Annotated in this window: 14 protein-coding genes and 4 pseudogenes; 15 read left to right on the top strand and 3 right to left on the bottom strand. The window is 63.2% G+C overall.

Annotation, left to right across the window (positions count from 1 at the left end):
- Positions 1–14: 14 nt before the first annotated feature.
- The gene (locus MJ205_RS23680) at positions 15–3,794 is read left to right on the top strand and encodes a DUF1566 domain-containing protein (RefSeq protein WP_256460977.1); all 3,780 of its coding nucleotides are present in this window, start codon (positions 15–17) and stop codon (positions 3,792–3,794) included.
- A gap of 245 nt (positions 3,795–4,039) precedes the next feature.
- Here the strand turns inward: MJ205_RS23680 and MJ205_RS11255 are convergent, their stop codons facing one another.
- Positions 4,040–4,495 carry an Lrp/AsnC family transcriptional regulator gene (locus MJ205_RS11255; RefSeq protein ID WP_239812521.1) on the bottom strand — a complete coding sequence of 152 codons (456 nt, stop codon included), beginning with the start codon at positions 4,493–4,495 and terminating at the stop codon, positions 4,040–4,042.
- Between the two features lie 104 nt (positions 4,496–4,599).
- Between MJ205_RS11255 and MJ205_RS11260 the strand changes: the two genes are divergently transcribed.
- Entirely contained in the window at positions 4,600–5,220 is a 621-nt protein-coding gene (locus MJ205_RS11260) for a LysE family translocator (RefSeq protein WP_239812522.1), read from the top strand.
- A gap of 338 nt (positions 5,221–5,558) precedes the next feature.
- Positions 5,559–8,051, top strand: a complete 2,493-nt coding sequence (locus MJ205_RS11265) for a DUF11 domain-containing protein (RefSeq protein ID WP_239812523.1) — start codon at positions 5,559–5,561, stop codon at positions 8,049–8,051.
- Between the two features lie 231 nt (positions 8,052–8,282).
- Here the strand turns inward: MJ205_RS11265 and MJ205_RS11270 are convergent, their stop codons facing one another.
- A complete protein-coding gene (locus MJ205_RS11270; protein WP_239812524.1) occupies positions 8,283–9,236 on the bottom strand; it encodes a LysR family transcriptional regulator in 954 nt (317 codons plus the stop codon).
- Positions 9,237–9,379: 143 nt separating this feature from the next.
- Between MJ205_RS11270 and MJ205_RS11275 the strand changes: the two genes are divergently transcribed.
- The 10 genes and pseudogenes from MJ205_RS11275 (at position 9,380) to MJ205_RS11320 (ending at position 18,642) form a co-directional block, all read left to right on the top strand.
- Entirely contained in the window at positions 9,380–10,591 is a 1,212-nt protein-coding gene (locus MJ205_RS11275) for a muconate/chloromuconate family cycloisomerase (protein WP_239812525.1), read from the top strand.
- 58 nt (positions 10,592–10,649) lie between these two features.
- Entirely contained in the window at positions 10,650–11,585 is a 936-nt protein-coding gene (gene catA / locus MJ205_RS11280) for a catechol 1,2-dioxygenase (protein WP_239812526.1), read from the top strand.
- 133 nt (positions 11,586–11,718) lie between these two features.
- A complete protein-coding gene (locus MJ205_RS11285) occupies positions 11,719–13,083 on the top strand; it encodes a Rieske 2Fe-2S domain-containing protein (protein WP_239812527.1) in 1,365 nt (454 codons plus the stop codon).
- Positions 13,080–13,589: a benzoate 1,2-dioxygenase small subunit gene (gene benB, locus MJ205_RS11290; RefSeq protein ID WP_239812528.1), complete on the top strand. Its 510-nt coding sequence runs from the start codon at positions 13,080–13,082 to the stop codon at positions 13,587–13,589. The genes MJ205_RS11285 and benB overlap by 4 nt, the downstream gene beginning before the upstream one ends.
- Before the next feature lie 17 nt (positions 13,590–13,606).
- Positions 13,607–14,644: a benzoate 1,2-dioxygenase electron transfer component BenC gene (benC, locus tag MJ205_RS11295; protein WP_239812529.1), complete on the top strand. Its 1,038-nt coding sequence runs from the start codon at positions 13,607–13,609 to the stop codon at positions 14,642–14,644.
- Positions 14,641–15,438, top strand: coding sequence for a benzoate diol dehydrogenase BenD (gene benD / locus MJ205_RS11300; RefSeq protein ID WP_239812530.1), 798 nt, complete (start codon positions 14,641–14,643; stop codon positions 15,436–15,438). Before benC ends, benD begins: the two co-directional genes overlap by 4 nt.
- Positions 15,439–15,540: 102 nt before the next feature.
- A pseudogene (locus MJ205_RS11305) lies at positions 15,541–15,958 on the top strand (RidA family protein).
- A gap of 30 nt (positions 15,959–15,988) precedes the next feature.
- Positions 15,989–17,339 (top strand): annotated as a pseudogene (locus MJ205_RS11310) (MFS transporter).
- A 22-nt stretch (positions 17,340–17,361) separates the two neighbouring features.
- Positions 17,362–17,641: pseudogene (gene catC, locus MJ205_RS11315) on the top strand (muconolactone Delta-isomerase).
- Positions 17,642–17,659: 18 nt separating this feature from the next.
- Positions 17,660–18,642: pseudogene (locus MJ205_RS11320) on the top strand (tripartite tricarboxylate transporter substrate binding protein).
- A 215-nt stretch (positions 18,643–18,857) separates the two neighbouring features.
- On the opposite strand, the gene MJ205_RS11325 reads toward MJ205_RS11320, so the two are convergent.
- Complete coding sequence (locus MJ205_RS11325) at positions 18,858–19,832, bottom strand: LysR family transcriptional regulator (RefSeq protein ID WP_239812531.1); 975 nt, start codon at positions 19,830–19,832, stop codon at positions 18,858–18,860.
- Between the two features lie 108 nt (positions 19,833–19,940).
- Between MJ205_RS11325 and MJ205_RS11330 the strand changes: the two genes are divergently transcribed.
- Positions 19,941–20,897: a DMT family transporter gene (locus MJ205_RS11330; protein ID WP_239812532.1), complete on the top strand. Its 957-nt coding sequence runs from the start codon at positions 19,941–19,943 to the stop codon at positions 20,895–20,897.
- Between the two features lie 642 nt (positions 20,898–21,539).
- Positions 21,540–23,342 carry an IPTL-CTERM sorting domain-containing protein gene (locus MJ205_RS11335; RefSeq protein WP_239812533.1) on the top strand — a complete coding sequence of 601 codons (1,803 nt, stop codon included), beginning with the start codon at positions 21,540–21,542 and terminating at the stop codon, positions 23,340–23,342.
- The last annotated feature ends 131 nt before the right edge of the window (positions 23,343–23,473 follow it).

Below are 23,473 nucleotides of genomic sequence, written 5' to 3' on the forward strand. Positions count from 1 at the left end.
CCGGAGGTCCCCCGATGAAAAACTCTGTTCTGCTTCGTTTCATCACCGCGCTCGCTGCGCGGCTGACTGTGTTGTGCGCGGGGCTGGCATGTGCCGTGGCACAGGCTGCCGGACCGTTTGTTTTTGACCCGCAAAATCCGGCATTGGTTTCCGATGGAAGCACGGGTCTGATGTGGCAACGCTGCATCGAAGGTCTGACCTGGGACGCGCAGGCCAATACCTGTACCGGCACCGTGCGCGACTTGAGTCTTGGCGAGGCCTTTGATGCCGTGCGCGCCGCCAACGCGCAAAACGCAGGAGCCGGGCGTGATGGCTTCAACGACTGGCGTTTGCCGGGCCGTGATGAGCTCTATGCACTGGCCACTGGCGAGCCGGATACATCGGGAGCGGCGTTTCCCACCGTGCCCTGGCTCAACTCGCAGCGTCGTGTGTGGTCGAGTTTGCTCTCAGACGGCGACAACACCTGGCTGGTGGATTTTCGCAGCGACGATGCAGGTTTTATGGCGCCAGCCCGCTTTTCAGGCATGGTGCTGCTGGTACGTTCGCCTGACCCCTCCCGGGTGGCGCATATCAATGCTGTTGTCACGGGTCCTGGGGGCGCAGCGGTGCCGTCGCGCTTGCCTGTAGCCTTTGGCGGTGAAGGCAGTGGTGCCCGGTTCGATATTGAGCCGGAGCTCGGCTATCAACTCGACACTGCCACGACCACCTGCCCGCTGCGCCGGATCGACGGCAACCGGATCTATGTGATGGGCATGCCCAACGCCGACTGCGACTTGAACATCAGTTTCAAGGCCTTGATGATCACTCTCAATGCCGTTGCCGAGCCGGGCAACGGCGGGGTCGTGGCCTGTTCGCCTAACCCGCTGCGCCAAGGCACGTCCACCACTTGCGCCGCCACGGCAGCACCGGGCTACCGGCTTTACCGTTGGGGCGGCATCTGTGCGGGCACCGATACCACCACGGCCTGCAAGCTCGATACAGTCATGGGCTCGGGCACCGTGTTGGCCAACTTCGAGCCGGTGGCACAGGCGCAGCTTGGAACGATTACCGTCACCAGCGTGGGCGACATCGGCCCCGGTGATGATCTGGGACGCGCGCAGTGCAGTGCCGACAGTGGCGATCGCCGCTGCAGCACCTTGCGCGATGCCATCAACAGCGCTCGCCACGGCGAGAAGATCGTTTTTGCGGCCGAACTCGACGGACAGACCATCTCGCTCACGCGCCATACCAATTGCCTGAAGCTCAATCAGGAGGCTGGAGCCACTTGCCTGCCGCCTTCCCAGTGGCCGCTGGTGCCAGGATCGTTCACGCAGCGGCATGTCACGCAGTTCGGACCGAGTGCATTCTTCATCAGTGGGAAATCGATCACTATCGACGCCACGGCGGGACTTACCCAAGGCGTAGTGCTGTCGGCAACCGCAGCCAATGCCGGTTGCTCGGCGGGTTCATGCTTTCGCCTCTTTGACATTGATGCCTCCGTGGGCAGCGGCCTGACCTTGCGGGGCGTCACCCTCACAGGCGGTGTGGCCTGGGGCGGTGGGGGCTTTGCGGGTGGCGGTGCACTGGGGGCGGGTGGCGCCATCTTCAACCGTGGCGTGCTGGTGGCAGAGCGCAGCAGTTTCATCGCAAACCAGGCCACAGGCGGGTACAGCGGGAGCTTCAGCTATGCCGTTGGCTCCGCAGGCGGAGGCGTTGGCGCATCTGCCAGCGCAGATGCAGCGACGGGCGAGCACTTCAGCGGCGGCCCCAACAGCGGTGCCTCGGCGGAGGTGTCCTGTTATGTGGGGCCAGACGGAAAGCCCGTTTGCATGTCCAACGGCGCCGGCGCCTCAGGGGGATATGGTGGCGGCGGTGGTTACGGCACGGGAAGCAACTGGGGCGGATTTGGAGGCGGGGGTGCGACATCGGTCCCCCGCGGCTTTGGTGGAGCAGCCGGCGGCGGCGGTTTCGGTGCTGGTGGCGGCGGCTATGGAATCGTCAAGGTGGGTGATACAGAACCAAAACCGACCTACCCCCGGGGAGAGGCCGGTGGTTTTGGTGGAGGGGTTGGAGGCAAGGAGGGAGGAGCCGGCGCCGGCATGGGCGGTGCGGTTTTCAACGATGCTGGCACGGTGACACTGGTCAACGTGAGCCTGCATGCCAACCAGGCAGCCGGGGGACAAAGCTTTAGCTACGGCGCTGGGGGTGCCGGCTATGGTGGTGCGCTGTTCAACTACGCAGGCACACTGCGGCTGGACCATGTCACGCTGTCGGACAACGCGGTTGTCGCTGGCGCCGCTCCTGCAGACAACGGAGCCAACCTGCCATTTGGACGCAGCTCGGATCCGCAGCGCCCTGCACCGGGCGATGCCGACGGCGCCGCCGTCTACAGCCTGGGCGATGCCCAGTGCACCGCTGGCACCAACCCCTGTGCAACAGGCGGCGTAGCGGCGTTGGAGATCCATCGTTCTGCTGCAGTGGGCGCGGTAAGCGGCACGGCGCAGGTGGTAGTGGACGCCATTCGAGACGGAAGCAGTACAAGCCAAGGCACGGGCAATCTGATGAGCAGCCAGCGAGGTTTTGCCGGAGGCAGCACGTCGGTCGCGGCTGCGCGGCTCGCATCTCAGCCGTCCGTGTTGCACGGCGGCCTGGCCGATGTGCTGGTGCCCGAACCGGATAGCCCCTTGCTCGACGGTGTCAGCTGCGAACCTGGCATGACCATGGACCAGCGCGGCGTATCGCGGCCACAGGGCACGCGCTGTGATGTGGGTGCGGTGGAGCGGCGTGTCGGTTTGCGCACGCTGGTCGTCAACGTGTCGGGCGCTGGTGTGGTGACCGGTGTGCCGGTTAGCCCCCATCTGCCGGGCTCGGGTTCATTGGCCGAGTGCACACCCGACCACCCATGCAGCGCTGAATTTCAGAGCGAAAGCGATCCCGTCAACGTGACGCTCACGGCCCATTCTGATGATGCCCATGTCTTCGTTGGGTGGGATGGGGCTTGTTCCACGGCGGGTGCATCGCCGGTCTGTGTGTTCGAGCCGCAAGGGCAGCAAACGGTCACAGCCCGCTTTGAGGCCAAGATCTATCCCATTTCCGTGGTGGCCCAACCAACGGCGGGTGGCACCGTCACTTGTAGCCCCAACCCGGTGCCCCATGGCGCTGACGCCCATTGCATGGCCAGCCCAGCCATTGGCTTTACGTTGGCGGGGTTTGCGCAGGATTGCAGCGGTTCTGATTGCAACCTGCTGAATGTTCAAGCCCCGCAGAAGGTCACCGCGAAGTTCGTTCCGGTCACCACCTTTAGCGGCATTACCATTTCGCCGGATGCCGCCGGTGGCGAGGCCACGGCGCATTTCACCGGTGGCGGTGATACCTGCCGGGTCGATGCCGCCAACACCGCATTCATTGCAGCGCCCGTTGCTCCGCCTGCCGGCCAGCTGTTGCCCATGGGCATGTTCAAATTTCAACTGATGGGCTGTGACACCACCCCCGTCACGGTCAGCATCGACTGGCCGCAACCCGTCGGCGGACTGACCAAGTGGGGGCAGGAAAGCGCTGGAGCACCGCCCAGCTATTTCGCACCGAGCAACCTGAGCGTGAGCGGCAACACCACGACATTCACCGTGATCGACGGGCAGAAAGGCGACGACGACTGGCAGGAGAACGGCACCATTGTCGACCCGGTAGCGCCGACCGCCGTTCAACCGGCCGCAGTACCGGTACCGGTTCCGATGCTGGGGCAGTGGGCGAAGCTGGTATGGATGTTGATGACCATTGGCATCGGGTTCGCAGCTTGGCGGCAGCGAAACGCCTAGGGAATGCTGTTGAAGGTGTCTGCGCGCCTTCAGCCGCGCCGATTGCCAGCAGTGGTCAGACAAGCACGCCGATCCGGTGCTGCCACTGGTCCATGGCGCAATGGCAGGCTCAAAAAACACCCTGCGCCAGATGGGCCGCACGGCGCGCATCGCCCCATTTGCGGTGCAGCCTAGCACGCGGCCAGCGTTGAATTTGCAATCTGGAGGGTGGACCAGGCTTTGGGTGCCGTGCCTGGCGGCGCCGATCAGCCCAACGCCGAGGTCAGCGGGCGGTTGATCACCACATCCTTCATGACCAAGGTCGATGTCATGCGCTGCATCCCCGGCAAGGCCGTCAGCTTCTCGTCGTAGAGCTTCTGAAAAGCAGGCAAGTCCCTGACAACGATCTGCAGCAGATAGTCTGGGTCACCAAAGAGCCGCTGGGCCTGGATCACGTTGTCCAGCTCGGCGACCGCTTTTTCAAAGTCGCGCACGATCTTGCTGCTGTTGAGCGTGACAAACACGATGGCTGCAAATTCCAAACCCAGTGCCGCAGGTGCCAGATCGGCACGGTAGCCGCGAATGGCCCCCGCCTCCTCCAAGGTGCGCACCCGCCGGTGGCAGGAGGACAAACTCAGCCCCACCTGAGCGGCCAGGTCGGTGAGGCTCAAGCGCCCATCCAGCTCCAGCGCTGCAAGAATTTTCCGGTCCAGTGCATTCATTCTGTAATAGCTTCCACTTTTCTGTCATTTATCGGAATTTATTGAGAGCACATTCTGCTACATGTTGCCTATCCTTCTCTCCTTTGCTTGACGAGAGAAGTACTGTGCCTTTGACCGCTGTAGCCGCCTTCTGGGCGGTGTCGTTTGCGTTGGTGATCACCCCGGGTGCCGATTGGGCCTATGTCATTTCTGCAGGCCTGCGGGGTCGCCGCCTGGCTTGCGCAGCGGTCGTCGGTCTGGCCTGTGGTGCCTTGCTGGCCACTGCGGCCGTGGCCGCAGGCGTTGGCGCGCTGGTCGCCCGCCACCCTGTGGTCTTGACGGTGCTCACGGTGGCCGGCTCTGCCTATCTACTCTGGATGGGCGTGGCCATGTTGCGCAGCCCTGCAGCCGCAGTCAGTGCGCAATCCGCGCTGGTGGGAGGCGGATGGAAATGGGCATGCAAAGGCGCAGGCATCAGCGGCTTCAATCCCAAGCTGATTCTCTTGCTCCTGGCGTTGCTGCCCCAGTTTGTGCACGCCGAAAGTGCATGGCCCATCGCACTGCAGATCATGGTGCTCGGTGCCGTGCATGCGCTGAGCTGCTGCGGCGTGTATCTAACGGTTGGTTTTACAGCGCAGCGCGTGCTGGGCACGCGTCCAGGCGCGGCACTGGTGGTATCCCGTGTGTCAGGGGCGCTGATGGTCGGTATCGCGTTGTTGCTGCTGGCTGAGCGGGCGATGCATTGATGGAGGTAGCGGCAGTGGATTAGCAGCTGCGGCACCACCCAACCCACCCAAACTTGGCATTCAGGTCCAAACCAAGAGGAAACACCAGCCCGTCATCCCGCAAATTCACTTGTTTCAGGGATAGGCAACTGCCAAAATTGTGCATATTCTTACTAAAATTAGATTTATATTTCGTATGGTTACATATTAAACGCTGACTGTGGAATCGATTGAGGAAGCCCAAAGAGAGACCTTCCGCGAGCCTATGTCCGGCTCTTTTCAGTTTTGCCCACCGTCGTGCGTCTGATTGCTTTTGCCTGCGATGCAATTCGTGGTTTTCTACATTTGACGGGGGCATCATGGATGCAATCAAGAAACTTGGTGTGCTGAGTCTTCAGCGGCTGCATAGGGGAATGCTCAACAAAACAGTGCGGAGCGCTGCTATGCCCATGTTGCTCGGCTTGCTGGGAATGGTGCTTTATGTTCCCGTGACCCACTCGGCTGTGGGAGCCACTTGCCTTGCCGATACCACCCAATCGGATTTCCTGGCTGGCGTGCCAACAAACGTTGATCTCAACACCAGCCCCGGAGACGCAACACTGACGCACGCGCTGGTTATCGACCAACAGAACACTGAAGGAACCACGACTGGCACAGGTTTTGGGGCATCCAACTGGACTGGCCAAACCTTCATCTCAGGGATGACTGGCCGGCTCACCCAAGCCGAGGTTCAACTCTTCTGCAATGGTTGCGGAGCCTCTCCTCCCGACCTCATGCTTTCCGTGCGTGCCACAAGTGCCGGACTCCCGACAGGTGCAGACCTCGCAAACACAACCATCCCTGGCACCACATTCGCCAGTGGTACGACAGCCAGTTTTACTGCGACCTTTGGCACTCCCCTCACGCTGACATCCGGAGCGCAGTATGCATTGGTTCTGCGTCCCGTATCGGCACCCACTGGGAGCGGCTATTTCTGGATCCGGTCTTCTCCCAGCACCTACTCCAGCGGCTCGCGCGTAGTTGCGACCAACAGTGGTACGTCTTGGAGCACTGACACCACCAGGGATTACAACTTCAAGATTTACATTGACCAAGGCTACTCGTCGGGCAACCTTGTCTCGAGCCTGAAAGACGCTGGCGCAGCCACCGATTGGGACGCGCTGACATGGACATCCATCACCCCGGCCAACACTTCGGTAGGGTTCCAAGCGGCGGGCTCCAGCAACCCTGCGGGCCCCTTTAATTTTGTCGGGCCCGATGGCACTGCTGATACGTATTTCCAGACTTCCGGTTCATCGTTGTCGCAGTTCAACGGGCTTCGATATCTGAAGTACAAGGCTTATCTGGCCTCGGCAGACACCGCGCTGACACCCACGCTCAATGATGCGACAGTCTGCTTTGTGCCGCTGGCGGACCTCAGTGTCACCCAAACTGAGGGTGTGACGACGGCGATCGCGGGTGGCAGCGTGACCTACACCATCACAGCCAGCAATGCAGGCCCAAGCGATGCCATCGGCGCGACCGTGGCGGACACTTTCCCCGCAAGCCTGACGGCAACGTGGACCTGCGCCGGATCCGGTGGAGGCACCTGCACAGCATCGGGCAGCGGCAACATCCACGATACGGTAAACCTTCCGGCCGGAGGCAGCGTCACTTACACGGCCAGCGCGGTGTTATCTGCCGCTGCGACAGGTTCTCTCAGCAATACCGCTACGGTAGCGGCACCCGCAGGCGTTACAGACCCGAATCCCGGGAACAACAGTGCGACCGATACTGACACCATCGTCCGCAGTGCAGATTTGTCGATCACCAACACCGACGGCGTGACCGTAGTGGCGGCGGGTGGCAGTGTGAACTACACCATCACAGCCAGCAACATGGGCCCGAGCAATGTCGCTGGCGCAACAGTGGCAGACACTCTTCCCGCAAGCCTGACCGCTCATTGGACCTGTGTCGGAGCGGGTGGAGGAACCTGTACCGCAGCGGGCAGTGGCAACATCAACGATACGGTGAACCTTCCCGCCGGGGGCAGCGTCACTTACACGGCCAGTGCGGTGTTGTCTGCCGCTGCGACAGGCACTCTTAGCAATACCGCAACGGTGGCAGCTCCCGCAGGCGTGACAGACCCGAATCCCGGGAACAACAGTGCAACCGATACAGACTCGATTTCCGCCTTGCCCCGTTCAGTCGGTGGCAACGTGTCTGGCCTGGCAACCGGCAAATCGGTGGTCTTGCAAAACAATGGCGGTGACAACCTGACTGTGTTTGCCAATGGTGTGTTCACCTTTGCTACCCAAGTCACCAACGGCAATGCTTATGTGGTGACTGTGTTGAGCCAGCCCGCAGAGCAGACTTGCACTGTGAGTCAAGGCAGCGGCACGATGGGGGTCAGCAATGTGAGTGATGTGGCGGTGAGTTGCGTTTCTAGTTTGGCCATCACGACGACGGGGTTCGGCAGTTTGCAAGTCGGGCAAGCGCTCTCGGACCTGCAGTTGAGCGCATCTGGTGGCAGCGGAAGCTACCTATGGTCTGCAGCCGATGCTGCACAGCCATTGCCTGCGGGATTGAGTCTGTCAGCATCTGGTTTACTGACAGGAACACCCACGTCTGCGGGTAGTTACAGCACCTTGATAACCGTTGCAGATGGCGGTGGAACATCCCAGCGGATGTCCGTCACCACCAAGGCCGCCGCTACTGCCAGCCAAGTGTTTACCGGCATGGTGGCTGCGGCTACGCCAACTGCGGCTACACCGGTCCCTTCCATTGGAGCTTGGGGTGTCGCGCTGCTGAATCTGATTGCCGTGCTGAGCGTTTTGGGCTTCCGTTGGAGAAACAGGTCTGCCCGTGCTTGAACGCCTGCACCTCAAAGCATCGCCGGGCCAAGTTCGGGTGGCTTGGCTTTTGATGAGACAAAGCTTGCGATGAATGGCTGCTTTGCGAAAGCGTGAGCGTCGGTCTTGGGTCGCTAACCGCCATCCAATTCATCAACGCCCCGTCTCTACGATCATCGCAATAATCTGAGAACAGACAAAGCGCTCACTCGCCCCACCCGCAACTGAGACTCCAAGAGCTCAGCAAGCCCCTCACCGCTTCCCGGCAAGCCCATAGCTATCCCCCGCCGGAAACGCATTCGTCTCAAAATCCAGCCAGGGCGGGTTCTGCGCGTACATCTCGGCCGTCAGCTCCTTGATCGCCGCGATGTACCAGGAGTCGTCATTGACCCGGTGGCTCAGGATGATCGGTGAGGTGGCGCGCTCGTCGTCGATCAGGCGGTAGACCAGGTCCGAGCGCAGCCGTGCCGCTGCAGGCACGATGCAGACGCCCATCTCGGCGGCGACCAGGCCCAGGCCGGCCTGCAGTTCGCGCACCTCATGCACCTCGGCGGGTTGTATGCCCTGGTCATGCAACAGGCCCAGCACATGGTCGGCAAAGCTGGGGCGGGGGTCCTTGGGGTAGACGATGAGGCGCTGGCCTGCCAGCGCGGGCAGGCGGATGCGGCCGGTGTCGGTGGCCAGCGGGGTGCCCGGCGCAATGGCCAGCACCAGCTTTTCTTCGCGCAGCACGGTGCGCGCGACCGAGGTGTCATTGGTGCGGATGCGGCCAAATCCCAGGTCGATGCGGCCCGAGCGCAGCTCCTGGATCTGCTGGATCGAGCCCATGTCCACCAGGTGCACGTCGGTATCCGGGTAGCGCTTGCGGAACATGCGCACCAGCATCGGCAGGCCGCCGTACAAGGTAGAGGCCACATAGGCGATCGAGATCGATTGGCGCTGGTTCAGCCCCACCTGGCGGGCCGCGCTTTTCATCTGCTCCACCCGCTGCAGCACCTGCAGCGATTGCTCATAAAACAGGCGCCCTGCTTCGGTCAGGCGCACCGGGCGGCTGTTGCGCTGGATCAGTTGCACGCCCAGCTCGTCCTCCAGCTGCTGGATCTGGCGGCTGAATGGCGGCTGCGCGATATGCATTTGCTCAGCCGCGCGGGTGAAGTTGCGGGTAGTGGCCACGGCCACGAAATACCGGATATGGCGCAGATCCATCAGGGAAAACCATAGATATGGGAATGCAGCGATTTTAAGTCATTGTTATTTAATAATCAAACCACACACCATACCTGTAAGGTATGAAACAAGACAAATTTGGTGTTGGATCAAGTGTGGGCCTGCGTCGTTCAATAGCACCTATGCAAAACACACACCCGCACCAAGACAGCGCCCGACCTGCGGCATCTACGGCAGCAGGCTCCGTTGTCGTCGAACAGGTGGAGACCTTGCTGGTCGATCTGCCCACCATCCGCCCCCACAAGCTGTCGATGGCCACGATGAACGGCCAGACCCTGATGCTGGTGCGCGTGCGCTGCTCCGATGGCACGGTGGGCATCGGCGAGGGCACGACCATTGGCGGGCTTGCCTATGGCGCGGAATCGCCCGAGGGCATGAAGCTGGCCATCGATACCTATTTTGTGCCGCAGATGGTGGGCGCCAACGCCAACCGTGTGCCAGCGCTGATGGCGCGGCTGAATCAGGCCATCCGCGACAACCGCTTTGCCAAGTGCGCGGTCGAGACGGCGCTGTTCGATGCGCTGGGCCAGCGCACCGGCCTGCCGGTGTCCGAGCTGCTGGGCGGCCGCCTGCGTGACCGCCTGCCCGTCGCCTGGACGCTGGCCTCGGGCGACACCGGCCGCGACATCGAAGAAGCGCAGCGCATGCTGGAGACGCGCCGCCACCAGATCTTCAAGCTCAAGATCGGCCGCAAGGCAGTGCGCGATGATGTGGCCCACGTAGCGGCCATCAAGAAGGCGCTGGGCGATCTGGCCTCGGTGCGGGTTGATGTGAACATGGCCTGGAGCGAGCTGGAGGCGCACCACGGCCTGGCCGGCCTGGTGGATGCGGGCTGCGAGCTGGCCGAGCAGCCGGTGGCCAGCGCCGATGTGCTGGCCCGCCTCAAAGGCCGCTACCCGATTGCCATCATGGCCGATGAATCGCTGACCGGCCCGGCCTCCGCCTTGGCACTGGCACGCGTGGCCGGCGCCGATGTGTTTGCGATCAAGACAGAGCAATCGGGCGGGCTGCAGGCGGCGCAACAGGTGGCGGCCATTGCCGATGCAGCCGGCATCGAGCTGTACGGCGGCACCATGCTCGAAGGCGGCGTGGGCACCATCGCGTCGGCCCATGCGTTTTCCACGTTCCGCGCGCTGCAATGGGGCACCGAGCTGTTCGGCTCGCTGCTGCTGACCGAAGAGATTCTGGCCACGCCGCTGGAGTACAAGGATTTCCACCTGACGGTGCCCACGGCACCGGGCCTGGGCATCACACTGGATGAAGAACGCGTGCGGCACTTCCGCAGGGACCGCAGCAGCATCACCGTGCCGGTCGCCGCGCCAGCCGCCGCCTGACGCCGCCCATAGACGGACAGACGGATTCACCCCAAGAATTCATGACAAGGAGACTACGATGAGCGCCCCTATCTTCCACACCCCCGATGTGCAGGATTTTCTGCGTCTGGCCAGCGGCCTCAACCAGGACGGTGGCAACCCGCGCACCAAGCAGATCATCCACCGCATCCTGTCCGACCTGTTCAAGGCCATCGAGGACCTGGATATCACACCCGACGAATACTGGGCCGGCGTGGCCTACCTGAACCAGCTCGGTGCGCGCGGCGAGGCCGGTCTGCTGTCGCCCGGCCTGGGGCTGGACCGCTACTTCGACATGCGCATGGATGCCGAAGACGCCGCGCTGGGCGTGGCCAACGGCACGCCACGCACGATTGAAGGCCCGCTCTACGTGGCAGGCGCCCCCGTGGTGCAAGGCCATGGCCGCCTCGATGACGGCAGCGACACCGCTGGCCACACCCTCATCATGCACGGCACCGTCTACGGCGCCGATGGCCAGCCGCTGCCCGGGGCGCAGGTCGAGGTCTGGCATGCCAACACCAAGGGCTTTTACTCGCACTTCGATCCCACCGGCGAGCAAAAGCCGTTCAATATGCGCCGCACCATCATTGCCGATGAGCAAGGCCGCTACAAATTCCAGAGCATCGTGCCCATGGGCTACGGCTGCCCGCCCGATGGCCCCACGCAGGCCCTGCTCAACCAGTTGGGCCGCCACGGCAACCGCCCGGCGCACATCCACCTCTTCGTCACGGCCGATGGCCACCGCAAGCTCACCACGCAGATCAACATCGATGGCGACCCGCTGGTGTTCGACGACTTTGCCTACGCCACCCGCGAAGGTCTGGTGCCGCCGCTGACCGAGCGCAGCGACGAGGCCAGCATCCGCGCCCACGGTCTGAGCGGCCCGTTTGCAGAAATCGTTTTCGACATCCGGCTCAGCGCGCTGGTGGACGGTGTCGACAACCAGATCGTGGTCCGCCCGCGCTTGGCGGCCTGATCGCCTGACGCCACACGGCCGGGGTACTGCCGAGCAGGCAGTGCCCCAGCGCCGAGACCCATCCTCCCGCCCCTTGCCTGTCGCGCCGCACTCTGCGTAGCGAGGCGGAGCTGTACCCCCAGGAGACCTCACCATGACCACGATTGCCTCTGCCGACCGCTTCGGCGCCGTCGAACAGCTGCTCGAGACGGCACTGCAAGACGACAAGGACGCCGGCATCTTCCGCTGCCGACGCGACATCTTCACCAACCCCGAGCTGTTCGAGCTGGAGATGAAGTACCTGTTCGAGTCGAACTGGGTCTACCTGGCGCATGAGAGCCAGATCCCCGACAACAACGACTACTACACCACGTCGATCGGCCGCCAGCCCATCATCATCACCCGTGACAAGCAGGGCGAGCTGCATGCGGTGATCAACGCCTGCGCACACAAGGGCGCGATGCTGTGCCGCAAAAAGCATGGCAACAAGGGCAGCTTCACCTGCCCGTTCCACGGCTGGACCTTCAGCAACGCCGGCAAGCTGCTCAAGGTCAAGGACGAGAAGACCACCGAGTACCCCATCACTTTCAACAAGAACGGCTCGCACGACCTGACCCGGGTGGCGCGCTTCCAGAACTACCGGGGCTTTCTGTTTGGCAGCCTGAACGCCGATGTGCAGCCGCTGGAGGACTACCTGGGCGAGACCCGGGTCATCATCGACCAGATCGTGGACCAGGCCCCCGAAGGCCTGGAAGTGCTGCGCGGCAACTCCAGCTACATCTATGACGGCAACTGGAAGATGCAGATGGAAAACGGCTGCGATGGCTACCACGTCAGCTCCGTGCACTGGAACTATGCCGCCACGATGAGCCGCCGCAATGCCGAAGGCACCAAGGCCACCGATGCCAACAACTGGAGCAAGTCGGTCGCCGGCGTCTATGGCTTCGAGAACGGCCACATCCTGCTGTGGACCAACACCTTGAACCCCGAGGTGCGCCCGATCTGGAACCAGCGCGAGGAACTCGCCCAGCGCGTGGGCCAGGAGCGCGCGGATTTCATCGTGCGCCAGACCCGCAACCTCTGCCTCTACCCCAATGTGTTCCTGATGGACCAGTTCGGCACCCAGATCCGCGTGGCCCGCCCGTTGAACGTGAACCAGACGGAGATCAGCATCTTCTGCTTTGGCCCCAAGGGCGAAAGCGCGCAAGACCGCGCCACCCGCATCCGCCAGTACGAGGATTTCTTCAATGTCTCGGGCATGGGCACGGCCGATGACCTGGAAGAGTTCCGCGCCTGCCAGGCAGGTTACGCCGGCAGCGCAGTGCGCTGGAACGACATGAGCCGGGGCGCGCCGCTGTGGATCGAGGGCCCCGACGAGAACGCGAAGAAGATGGGCATGCGCCCCTTGCTCAGCGGCGAGCGCAGCGAGGACGAGGGCCTGTTTGTCTGCCAGCATGATTACTGGGCCAAGACCATGCGCAAGGCCGTGCAGCAAGAGCGCGCAGGAGCCCAGCCATGAGCACGGGCAGCTACAGCAACACGGCAGACCACCGCGCCATCTGCGCCTTTCTGTACCGCGAGGCCCGCTACCTGGACGACCGCGAATGGGAGCCCTGGCTCGCGCTCTACGCGCCCGATGCCGAGTACTGGATGCCCGCCTGGGACGACGATGACCAGCTCACCGACGACCCGCACAGCCAGATCTCGCTGATCTACTACCCCAACCGCAATGGGCTGGAGGACCGGGTCTTCCGCATCAAGACCGAGCGCTCCAGCGCCTCGATGCCCGAGCCGCGCACCAACCACATGATCACCAATGTGGAAGTGCTGGCCGAGCACGCCGATACGGTGGAGCTGCGCTACAACTTTCACACGCTGAGCCACCGCTACAAGCAGACCGATCATTTCTTCGGAACGGTCTTTCTGACCCTGCGCAAAGTGGCTGACAGCTTTCTGATCGCCCGCAAGAAGATCGTTCTCAAGAACGACTACATCCGCCAGGTCATTGATGTCTACCACATCTGACACGCCAGGAGACCAGCATGAACAGCTATCGCATTGCCCTGAATTTTGAGGACGGGGTTACCCGCTTTGTGGACTGCGGCGCCCATGAGAAGGTGCTCGATGCCGCTTTCCGCAACCGCATCAACCTGCCGATGGACTGCTCGGACGGCGTCTGCGGCACCTGCAAGTGCAAGGCCGAAAGCGGCACCTACGACCTGGGCGACGACTACATCGATGACGCGCTGACCGAGGATGAGGCCGGCCAGGGCCTGGTGCTGACCTGCCAGATGGTGCCGCAGTCCGACTGCGTGATCGCGGTGCCGGTGCCCTCCACCGCCTGCAAGACCGGCACGGGCCAGTTCAGCGCCACGGTGAGCGCCGTGCAGCCCCTTGGCGATGCCGCCTATGAACTGGTGCTGGATGTGGCAGACGCCGCACCCGCGTTTCTGCCCGGGCAGTACATCAATATCGGCGTGCCGGGCAGCAGCCTGCACCGGTCCTACTCGTTCAGTTCCGCGCCCGGCAATGGCCGCATGAGCTTCCTGATCAAGCAGGTGCCGGGCGGCCTGATGAGCAGCTGGCTCCAGGGCGCCAGCCAGGGCGAGCCGCTGCAGATGACCGGGCCGCTGGGCAGCTTCTACCTGCGCGCAGTCACACGGCCGCTGCTGTTCTTGGCCGGCGGCACGGGCCTGGCGCCCTTCCTGTCGATGCTGGAAGTGCTGGCCCGCAACGGAGCAACCCAGCCCATACACATGGTCTATGGCGTCACCCGCGATGCAGACCTGGTGCTGGTCGAGCGCCTGCAGGCCTATGCGCTGCAGATCCCGGGCTTCACCTTCAGCACCTGCGTGGCCGATCCGCAAACCGTGCACGCGCGCCAAGGCTATGTGACCCAGCATCTGCCCGCCCAGGCGCTGCATGGCGGCAATGTCGATGTCTACCTCTGCGGCCCGCCGCCCATGGTCGATGCCGTGCAGCAGCACTTCAAGGCCGAAGGCATAGTGCCCGCCCACTTCCATTACGAGAAGTTCACGCCCACCCAACCGCTGGCCGCCGTGGCGGAGGCTCTGGCATGACCGCGCCCCTGCACCCCGCAAGCTACCAGCGCTTTGCCGGCAAGGTGATGGTGGTCACCGGCGCGGCCCAGGGCATTGGCCGGGGCGTGGCGCTGCGCGCCGTGGCCGAAGGCGCCCAGGTGCTGTTGGTGGACCGGGCCGACTTTATCGCCGAGGTGGCGGCCGAGGCGGGCAGCGCCAATGCCGCTGGCCTGGTGGCCGACCTGGAAACCTACGAAGGCGCGCAGGCCGCCATGGCGCGGGCGAGCCAGCTGTTTGGCGGCATCGACATCCTCGTCAACGGCGTGGGCGGCGCGATCCGCATGCGCCCTTTTGCCGAGTTCGAGCCCGCGCAGATCGACGCAGAAATCCGCCGCTCGCTGATGCCAACGCTGTACGCCTGCCATGCCGTGCTGCCGCATCTGCTGGCACGCGGCGGCGGCACCATCGTCAATGTGTCGTCCAACGCCACGCGCGGCATTCGCCGGGTGCCGTACTCGGCGGCCAAGGGCGGCGTCAATGCCTTGACGCAGTCGCTGGCGATGGAATACGCACCGCAGAACATCCGCGTCGTCGCCTCGGCCCCCGGCGGCACCCATGCGCCGCCCCGGCGTGTGCCGCGCAATGCCGCAGGCGACAGCCCTGAGGAGCAGGCCTGGATGCGCGAGGCCGTGCAGCAGGTGACCGAGTCCAACTACTTCAAGCGCTACGGCAGCCTCGATGACCAGGTCGGCCCGATCCTGTTTCTGGCCTCCGACGAGGCGGCCTACATCACCGGTGCGGTGCTGCCTGTAGCCGGTGGCGACAACGGCTGAGCTGCTGACCCGCCGCCGACCGCCCTACCCACGCTAAAAAAGAAAAAACCGCGCCCGCGCAGCACTGCAAGGCTGCAGCAATGCGCGGGCCCAGGAGACACCATGACTGATCGCCAAGCCATTGTTCCGCCCGGCATGGAGGCGGTGTACGAGCAGATCGGCTATGCCCCGGCCATCCGGGTCGGGCAGACCGTCTATGTATCCGGCCAGATCGGCCGCACGCCCGGCTTGGAGCTGGTCGAAGACCGCGAAGCCCAGATCACGCAGGCCTTTGCCAACCTGCAGCGGGTGCTGGAGGCCGCAGGCGCCAGCCTGGCCGATGTGGTCGATCTGACCAGCTTCCACACCGATATGCGCGACCTGCCTTTGTTCATGCAGGTGCGCAACCGTTTCTTGCGCAGTGACCCGCTTCCCGCCTGGACGGCGGTGGGGCGCGCACATGCTGGGCGGCGCGCCCGGCTACATCGTGGAGATCAAGGCCATTGCAGTGATACCGGCCCATGAAGCCCAACCGGGCTGAACCCCCCAGCCCCTATAAAAGGAGACAGAGATGACAACCTTGGACGTCAACCAAGTCATAGACAACGCCCGCTTTACGCGCTTCCACTGGATGGTCACCCTGCTATGCGGCTTGCTGCTGGTGTTTGATGGCTATGACCTGTTCATCTACGGCGCCGTGCTGCCGGTGCTGATGAAGGAGTGGAGCCTCTCGCCGGTGCAGGCCGGCGCCCTGGGCAGCTATGCGCTGTTCGGCATGATGTTTGGCGCCTTCATCTTTGGTCCGCTGGCCGACCGCATCGGCCGCAAAAAAGGGCGTGGCGATCAGCTTTGTGCTGTTCAGCATCTCCACCTTCATGAGCGGCTTTGCCACCTCGCCGACCGAGTTTGGCATCTTCCGCTTTATCGCCGGTCTGGGCTGCGGCGGACTGATGCCCAATGCCGTGGCCTTGATCAATGAATACGCGCCCAAGCGCGCCCGCAGCACCCTGGTGGCGCTGATGTTCAGCGGCTACTCGCTGGGCGGCGTGCTCTGCGCGGGCCTGGGCATCTACATGCTGCCGCGCTTTGGCTGGCAGTCCATGTTCTTGGCCGCCGCCCTGCCGCTGGTGCTGCTGCCGCTGATCTTGTGGAAGCTGCCCGAGTCCGTGGGCTTTTTGCTGCGCCAGGGCCAGCAGGCCAAGGCGCGGCAGATGCTGTCGCAGGTAGCACCCGGTGTAGCCCTGGGCAGCGATGTGCATTTGCTGCAGACCGATGCCAAGGGCGCAGGCGTGCCCATGCTTGATTTGTTCCTCAAGGGCCGCGCCATGGGCACCTTCATGATCTGGCTGTCCTTCTTCTGCTGCCTGCTGATGGTCTATGCACTGGGCTCCTGGTTGCCCAAGCTGATGGCGACGGCCGGCTACAGCCTGGGGTCTAGCCTGTCGTTCCTGCTGATGCTGAACTTTGGCGGCGTCGTCGGCGCCATTGCCGGCGGCTGGCTGGGGGACCGCTTCAGCCTGCCCAAGGTGGTGCTGGCCTTCTTTGCGCTGGGCACCGTGGCCATCGCGCTGCTGGGCTTCAACAGCCCCATGCCGGTGCTGTACTTGCTGATCGCGATAGCCGGCGCCACCACCATCGGCACGCAGATACTGCTGTATGCCAACACCGCCCAGTTCTACCCACAGGCCATCCGCTCCACCGGGCTGGGCTGGGCCTCGGGTGTCGGGCGCACCGGCGCCATTGTGGGCCCGCTGCTGGGCGGCTGGCTGATGGCCGCAGCGCTGCCGCTGCAGATGAACTTCCTGGTATTTGCCGTACCGGGCCTGGTGGCGGCGCTCGCGATCGGCTTCTTCATCCTTTACTACCGTGGCAAGCAAGAGGCGCCCCAGGTCGTCGTTGCTGCCGTGCGCCCCGCCGTTTGATCGCTCCTTAGGAAAAAAACCCATGCTCTATCTCGTTCATATGGTCGTCAACATCCCCGCCAGCGTGCCCGCCGAAGAGGCCGCGCGCATCAAGGCTGCGGAAAAAAGCCTATTCGCAGCAGCTGCAGGAATCCGGACAATGGCCGCACCTGTGGCGTGTGGTGGGCGAGTATGCGAACTACAGCGTCTTCGATGTAGCCAGCAACGACGAGCTGCACAGCACGCTGAGCCAGCTGCCGCTGTTCCCCTACATGCAGATAACAGTGACGCCTTTGGCCAAGCACCCCTCCTCCATCCGATAAGCAGACAGGCATATGCAGATGACAATGCAACGCAGAACCCTGGCCCTGCTGCTGGCAGCGCTGGCGCTGCCAGGCGCGGCAATGGCACAACCCGATGCCGCCTGGCCGGCCAAGCCCATCAAATGGGTGGTGCCCTTTTCCGCCGGGTGGCGCGATGGATGTGATTGCCCGAACTTCAGGTGATAGAGCCGCACGCGAGCTGGGCCAGCCCTTTGTGGTCGAGAACCGGCCCGGCGCCGGTGGCAATATCGGCGCCGACTATGTCGCCAAGCAGCCTGCCGATGGCTACACGATCATGATCACCTCGATCGGCATGGCTACCAACCCGGCGCTGTACGCCAAGCTGGCCTATGACCCGGTCAAGGACTTTGCGCCCATCAGCCTGCTGGCGGTGGTGCCCAATGTGCTGGTGGTCAATGCCGCCCGCAGCCCCGACACATCGGTGCAGGATGTGCTGGCCCATGCGCGCCGCAACCCCGGCAAGCTCAGCTATGCCTCCGCTGGCAACGGCACCTCCATCCATTTGGCCGGTGAGGTGTTTTGCCTCCACCGCCGGGGTGGCGCTGATGCATGTGCCCTACAAAGGCAGCGGCCCGGCCATTACCGACATGCTGGGCGGCCAGGTCGATCTGATGTTTGACAGCATCACCTCGGCGCGGCCCCATATCCAGTCGGGCAAGCTGCGCGCGCTGGGTGTGACGACTGCCAAGCGCTCCTCCGCGCTGCCCGACGTGCCCACGATTGCCGAAGCCGGCCTGCCCGGCTACGAGGTATCACCCTGGTTTGCGGTGTTTGCGCCCGCCGGCACGCCGCCCCAGGTGGTGGCCCGGCTCAACCAGGTGCTCAACGGCGCGATGCAGCAGCCCGATACTCTCAAAAAGCTCGAAAGCGTGGGCGCCGAGCCCATTGGCAGCACGCCCCAGGCACTGGCCACGCACCTGCAGCAGGAGCTGGCGCGCTGGGGCAAGCTGATCAAAGAGCGCGGCATCCGCCTGGATTGACGCCGCAGCCTGGCCTGGAAGAAAACGTCCAAGGCGCCATCGACACTGAACTGCTGCCCCAGCTGCAGCAGCTGCAACTGGCCTTGGCCCAGGAGCAGGAGCGCCTGCAGCAAAGCAAGGCAGCCATGCTGCGCGCCACTTGGCGCCAGACCATCCCAGCGCTGCCGGCGTTGCTGGAGCGGTATGCGGACCAGTGGCCGCTGTTGTCTGCCGAGCTACCTGGAACCAGCGCTTGCAAGGGGTGTGCCGCTCGTCACCGCCTCGGCGGTCTGGCTTTGCAAATAGTCCAGCATGGCCCGCAATTTAGGGGGTACATGGGGGCCTGGTGCATGCAAGGCATAGGCGGTCCGAGGGGCATAGCTTCCCACCAACTGCCAACCGGGCAGCACCTCCACCAGGCTGCCCTGGGCGAGATGGTTGCAGGCCACGAATTCGGCCATGAGCGCAATGCCAGCGACGGCATTGGATTGCAGCGCGTTGAGCAAACCATGGCTGCTGGCAATCGTGATGGGCGTGTTCAGCCGCAGCTTGACGGGGGGCGCAGCAGGGCTCGCAACGCAAGCGAGTTCCACCACGTTCTGAAACGGCCCATAACCCAGGCTCATGCAGCGATGGGCCATCAGATCCTGGGGTTCGGTGATGGGCGGCCGGGTCTGCAGGTAGGCTGGGTGCGCGACCAGCAGATAACGAATGCGCTTGAGCGGCCGAGCCACCATCGCGGGCGGCAGCGCATCGGCCCCGCTGATGCGGATCGCCAGGTCCAGCCCTTCGGCGGTCAGGTCGAGCAGTTCATCGCGCATGGTCAGCTGGACTTGAACTTCGGGAAAAAGCGCGCAGAAACCGGGCAGCAGCGGGGCCAGCCACCAATCGCCAAAGACCAAGGGGGCACTCATGCGCAACACGCCCTGCGGCTGTTGGCGGTGGGCAGTGGCACGCGACACCGCAAGCTCGGCGCTTTGCAGCATCAGCACACAATCGGCGTGCACGGCCGCACCCACCTCCGTCAACGACAAGGACCGGGTCGTGCGGTTGAGCAGCTTCACCCCCAGCTCGGACTCCAGGCGGCCAACGCTACGGCTCACGGCACTGGTGGTGAGGCGCAGGTGGCGCGCCGCACCCGCAAAACTATGCTGGGCCACCACCTGGACAAATACCTGCATGTCGGCGAGCGGAAGAGAGTCGGTATTCATGGGCATAGATCGTTGCATCACAGGCAACAATTAATTGATTTCAAGCCATATTGTCAATTCTATCGAAAGGCCTGACCATCGCACTCCTCTTATCTCCTCGATGAAATCATGAACTCCTCAAGCGTAGCGGGCATCCCTCCAGTCAAGGCCAGTGCATTCACTGCAGTGCAAGGCGGCGGCACCTGGCGCATGGTGGCCGCGATGGCTCTGTCAGGGACGATCGGGCTGGTCGTCATCGAAAGTGGTTTGCCGGTAGAGCATGTCGTCCTGCTGCGCTGCCTGCTTGGCGCGCTGGGATTGGGCCTGTGGATCTTGTGGCAACGAGCCTGGGTGCCGCCGAGCAGGTCGGGCTGGCTCTCCATGGTGCTCGGTGGCGCGGCTCTGGTCGCCAACTGGGTGGCGCTGTTCCATGCCTATGCCTACGTGGGAATCGCCGTTGCCACCGTGGTCTACCATGTGCAGCCTTTCATGCTGGTACTGGCGGCAGCGTTGGGCGGCGAGGCGATCGGTTGGCGCAAGCTGCTATGGATGCTGCCGGCACTGTGCGGCGTGGTACTGAGCAGCGGACTGGGCACGGATGCCGTGGCCAGTTTGGCCCCGTCCACGAGCGCGCCGGTATGGGGAATAGCGCTGGCGCTGCTGGCTGCCGCGCTTTACACCGCCACCGTCATCAGCACCCGGCGGGTCAAGAACATCGTGCCAGCGCAGATTGCGATGGTGCAGATGCTGGCAGGCGGCGCCGCATTGGCATGCTGGTCCGCCCCTGCGCTGTTGCAGGCCATGCGCCACAGCACCGGTCTTCCCGGTGCCAGCACCGTGGTCTGCGTGCTGATTCTGGGGCTGCTGCACACCGCTTGGATGTATGGACTGATGTACGGTGCGTTTCAGCGGCTCAGCGCCCCGGCAGTGGCGATGCTGAGCTTTATCTACCCGGCAGTTGCGTTGGCGGTGGATCTTCTCTGGTTTGGCACCCACCCCACCGTGCCTCAGTGGTTGGGCATGGGCACCATCGTGTTGGCGGTGCTGGGCTATCGTTGGCAGGATCTGCGCCCGCAGGCTGCTTGATTGCGCGCTGGCAAGAGGGCGCCATGCGCGGCATGGAGCGCGGCCTCCTGCCTATCCACCTCGCGCCTCCAGGGGCACACCGGCAAGGCCTGAGGCCGGATGCGCTTCCCGGGAAAGTGGGCGCATGGCTGCACCGCGGGTTAAATGGCACGCGTTTATCGCAGCTAACACCGCGGAGCTTGCATTTTCAGCGCCACAGGCATTCAAACCCTCCCATTATCCGAGCGAGAGCGCGCCCAGTATTTTTGATTTCATTCAAAACTCTTTGTTTATTTCTACGTGATTGTCCGAATGGAGTAAAAGCCAATCATGCGTCAAAGTTATCCGGCACCAGCATGAGGTGTTTTGCAGCCATCCGATATCCATATCATGGAATATTGCCGCCATAGTCATACCCTCAATCACCCAACAGACCCGCATCAAGCATATATATTATTTTTTTGTGATGCCGGCCATTCACCCCCTTGACTCAATAAGCACTGCCTCTTTATAGGCGCCTAGCCATCCGATGACCAGTCCAATGAATGGCTCTGCTTGCCTTGGATATTGACCTCTCAGCGTGCAGCTGGATGACGGTACCCATACCAAACCAATGATTACCAACCCCTCATAACAGGTCTATGGGGTTCAGGAGTATTTCCCATGTGGTTCAAGCGTTTTATTGGCTCGTCTTCTGCCAGGCGAAGCCTGGTCATCACCGGCTTGCTCGCCATTACTGGTATCGCACAGGCCCAGACCATCTCGACAGTGGCGGGCACCGGCACCACCATTACTCCTATTAGCAGTTGCGGCAGTGGGGCCGCGACCCAGGTCAATTTGGAGTACGGCGGCAACGATATCGCAGTGGACAGCCAAGGCAATTTATACATAGCCGAAAGCAATGTCATATGCAAGTTGGATACCAATGGAAGCATCACCACGTTTGCGGGCAATGGGAGTGCGGGAAACAGTGGGGACGGTGGCCCTGCCACCAGCGCCTCCTTCAACGAGATCACCGGGCTCGCGTTCGACAACGCTGGCAACCTGTATGTGGGCTCGATGGCGGGAGGGATTCGCAAGATCGATGCCAGCGGCACGGTGACCTTGTTCTCTGATTTGAATGGCCGCAGTCCATTCGGAATAGCGGTGGACAGCAGCGGCAACCTCTATACGTCGCTGGCGTTTCAACACCTCGTTGTCAAAGTAGATGGCGGCGGCGCCATCACCACGGTTTCGGGAGTGGGCTCTGCGGGCTACAGCGGCGATGGAGGAGCCGCCACCAGCGCGGCCCTGAACTTCCCCACCGGACTTGCCTTTGACGCAGCGGGCCATCTGCACATGGCCGATGTACAGAACCGGGTCGTGCGCAAGATCGATGCCGGTGGAATCATCAGCACGGTGCCAGGAGCAAACTTCAGCAATGACATGGGAACCAGCCGCTACTCCTCGGGCCTCGCTTTTGACCGTGTCGGCAATCTCTATATTTCCAACGGGCAGGATAACGACGTCCTCAAAGTGGACGCCAATGGCGTCAACACGGTGGTGGCCGGAACCGGTGCTGCCGGCTATTCGGGCGATGGGGGTCCTGCTACCAGTGCACAACTGAGAGGCGCTTCGGCAGTCGCGTTCAACAGCGCAGGCGCCCTGTTTATCAGTGACGCCTATAACGGGGTGGTCCGCAAGGTGGTGTTTTCCGACTTGGTGATGGCAGTCGCCCTGCCTGGCAACGCTACGGTCGGCATGCCGTACAGCGGCACGGTCACCATCACCAACAACGGCTCGGGACCGGCAGATGCCGCTGCCTCGGTGTCCATCACAGGCCTGCCCAATGGACTCACGCTGGGCAGCTGCAACGTGGCCCATCTGGCCGCCGGCGCCAGCGTCACCTGCAGCGTGAACGGCACCGCTAACACAGCAGGCAGCTTCGCTGTGACGGCGGCTGCCACGGACACGGCCGATCTCGACCCCCGCAACAACAGCGCCATCGCCACCATTGCCGTGGGTGCTTTTCCAGACCTGGCCGTGAGCACCAACCTCCCCGCAGGCACGGTTGGATCGGCTTACAGCGGCAGTATCACCATCACCAACAGTGGTACGGCGCCTGCCAGTGCAAGCGCTGCCGCTTCGGTGACCGGCCTGCCCGCAGGCCTGGTGTTAGGCGCCTGCGATATCGCCAATCTCGCAGTCGGCGGCAGTGTCACCTGTGCCATCACCGGCACGCCCACAGCGGCAGGCAGCTTTGCTGCCACAGCGGCTGTGACCGATAGCACAGACAGCAATACCGCCAACAACACGGCGCTGGCAACGCTGACCATCGTTGGCGGCGTCCCCGTCAACGCGGTAGCCACCCCGGTGCCTACGCTGGGCCAATGGGGCTCGATACTGCTGGTATCTTTGATGCTGATGGCCGGTGGCTGGCGAACACGCCGGCCTGGGCAGCGCGTGCCTGTGCCACCAGCGTCTTGATGGCGCAAAGCCGTGCAAGGCGCAACGGCAGTGGATGGCCATAGCAAAGCCTGTCCTGCGCTGGAACGCTGTCGATGGGCAGACGCCCATCAGCGGCTGAGGCCCCCATGGGTTGAATGCGGGTGCCTATC

This window comes from Comamonas sp. B21-038 (assembly GCF_022387135.1).
In the GTDB taxonomy this organism is placed as follows: Bacteria; Pseudomonadota; Gammaproteobacteria; order Burkholderiales; family Burkholderiaceae_C; genus Comamonas; species Comamonas sediminis.

Bases quoted from the DNA above. Each gene is read 5' to 3' on its own strand.
- MJ205_RS23680 (WP_256460977.1), top strand. From the start codon at position 15: ATGAAAAACTCTGTTCTGCTTCGTTTCATCACCGCGCTCGCTGCGCGG.
- MJ205_RS11255 (WP_239812521.1), bottom strand. From the start codon at position 4,495: ATGAATGCACTGGACCGGAAAATTCTTGCAGCGCTGGAGCTGGATGGG.
- MJ205_RS11265 (WP_239812523.1), top strand. From the start codon at position 5,559: ATGGATGCAATCAAGAAACTTGGTGTGCTGAGTCTTCAGCGGCTGCAT.
- MJ205_RS11270 (WP_239812524.1), bottom strand. From the start codon at position 9,236: ATGGATCTGCGCCATATCCGGTATTTCGTGGCCGTGGCCACTACCCGC.
- MJ205_RS11275 (WP_239812525.1), top strand. From the start codon at position 9,380: ATGCAAAACACACACCCGCACCAAGACAGCGCCCGACCTGCGGCATCT.
- catA (WP_239812526.1), top strand. From the start codon at position 10,650: ATGAGCGCCCCTATCTTCCACACCCCCGATGTGCAGGATTTTCTGCGT.
- MJ205_RS11285 (WP_239812527.1), top strand. From the start codon at position 11,719: ATGACCACGATTGCCTCTGCCGACCGCTTCGGCGCCGTCGAACAGCTG.
- benB (WP_239812528.1), top strand. From the start codon at position 13,080: ATGAGCACGGGCAGCTACAGCAACACGGCAGACCACCGCGCCATCTGC.
- benC (WP_239812529.1), top strand. From the start codon at position 13,607: ATGAACAGCTATCGCATTGCCCTGAATTTTGAGGACGGGGTTACCCGC.
- benD (WP_239812530.1), top strand. From the start codon at position 14,641: ATGACCGCGCCCCTGCACCCCGCAAGCTACCAGCGCTTTGCCGGCAAG.
- MJ205_RS11325 (WP_239812531.1), bottom strand. From the start codon at position 19,832: ATGAATACCGACTCTCTTCCGCTCGCCGACATGCAGGTATTTGTCCAG.
- MJ205_RS11330 (WP_239812532.1), top strand. From the start codon at position 19,941: ATGAACTCCTCAAGCGTAGCGGGCATCCCTCCAGTCAAGGCCAGTGCA.
- MJ205_RS11335 (WP_239812533.1), top strand. From the start codon at position 21,540: ATGTGGTTCAAGCGTTTTATTGGCTCGTCTTCTGCCAGGCGAAGCCTG.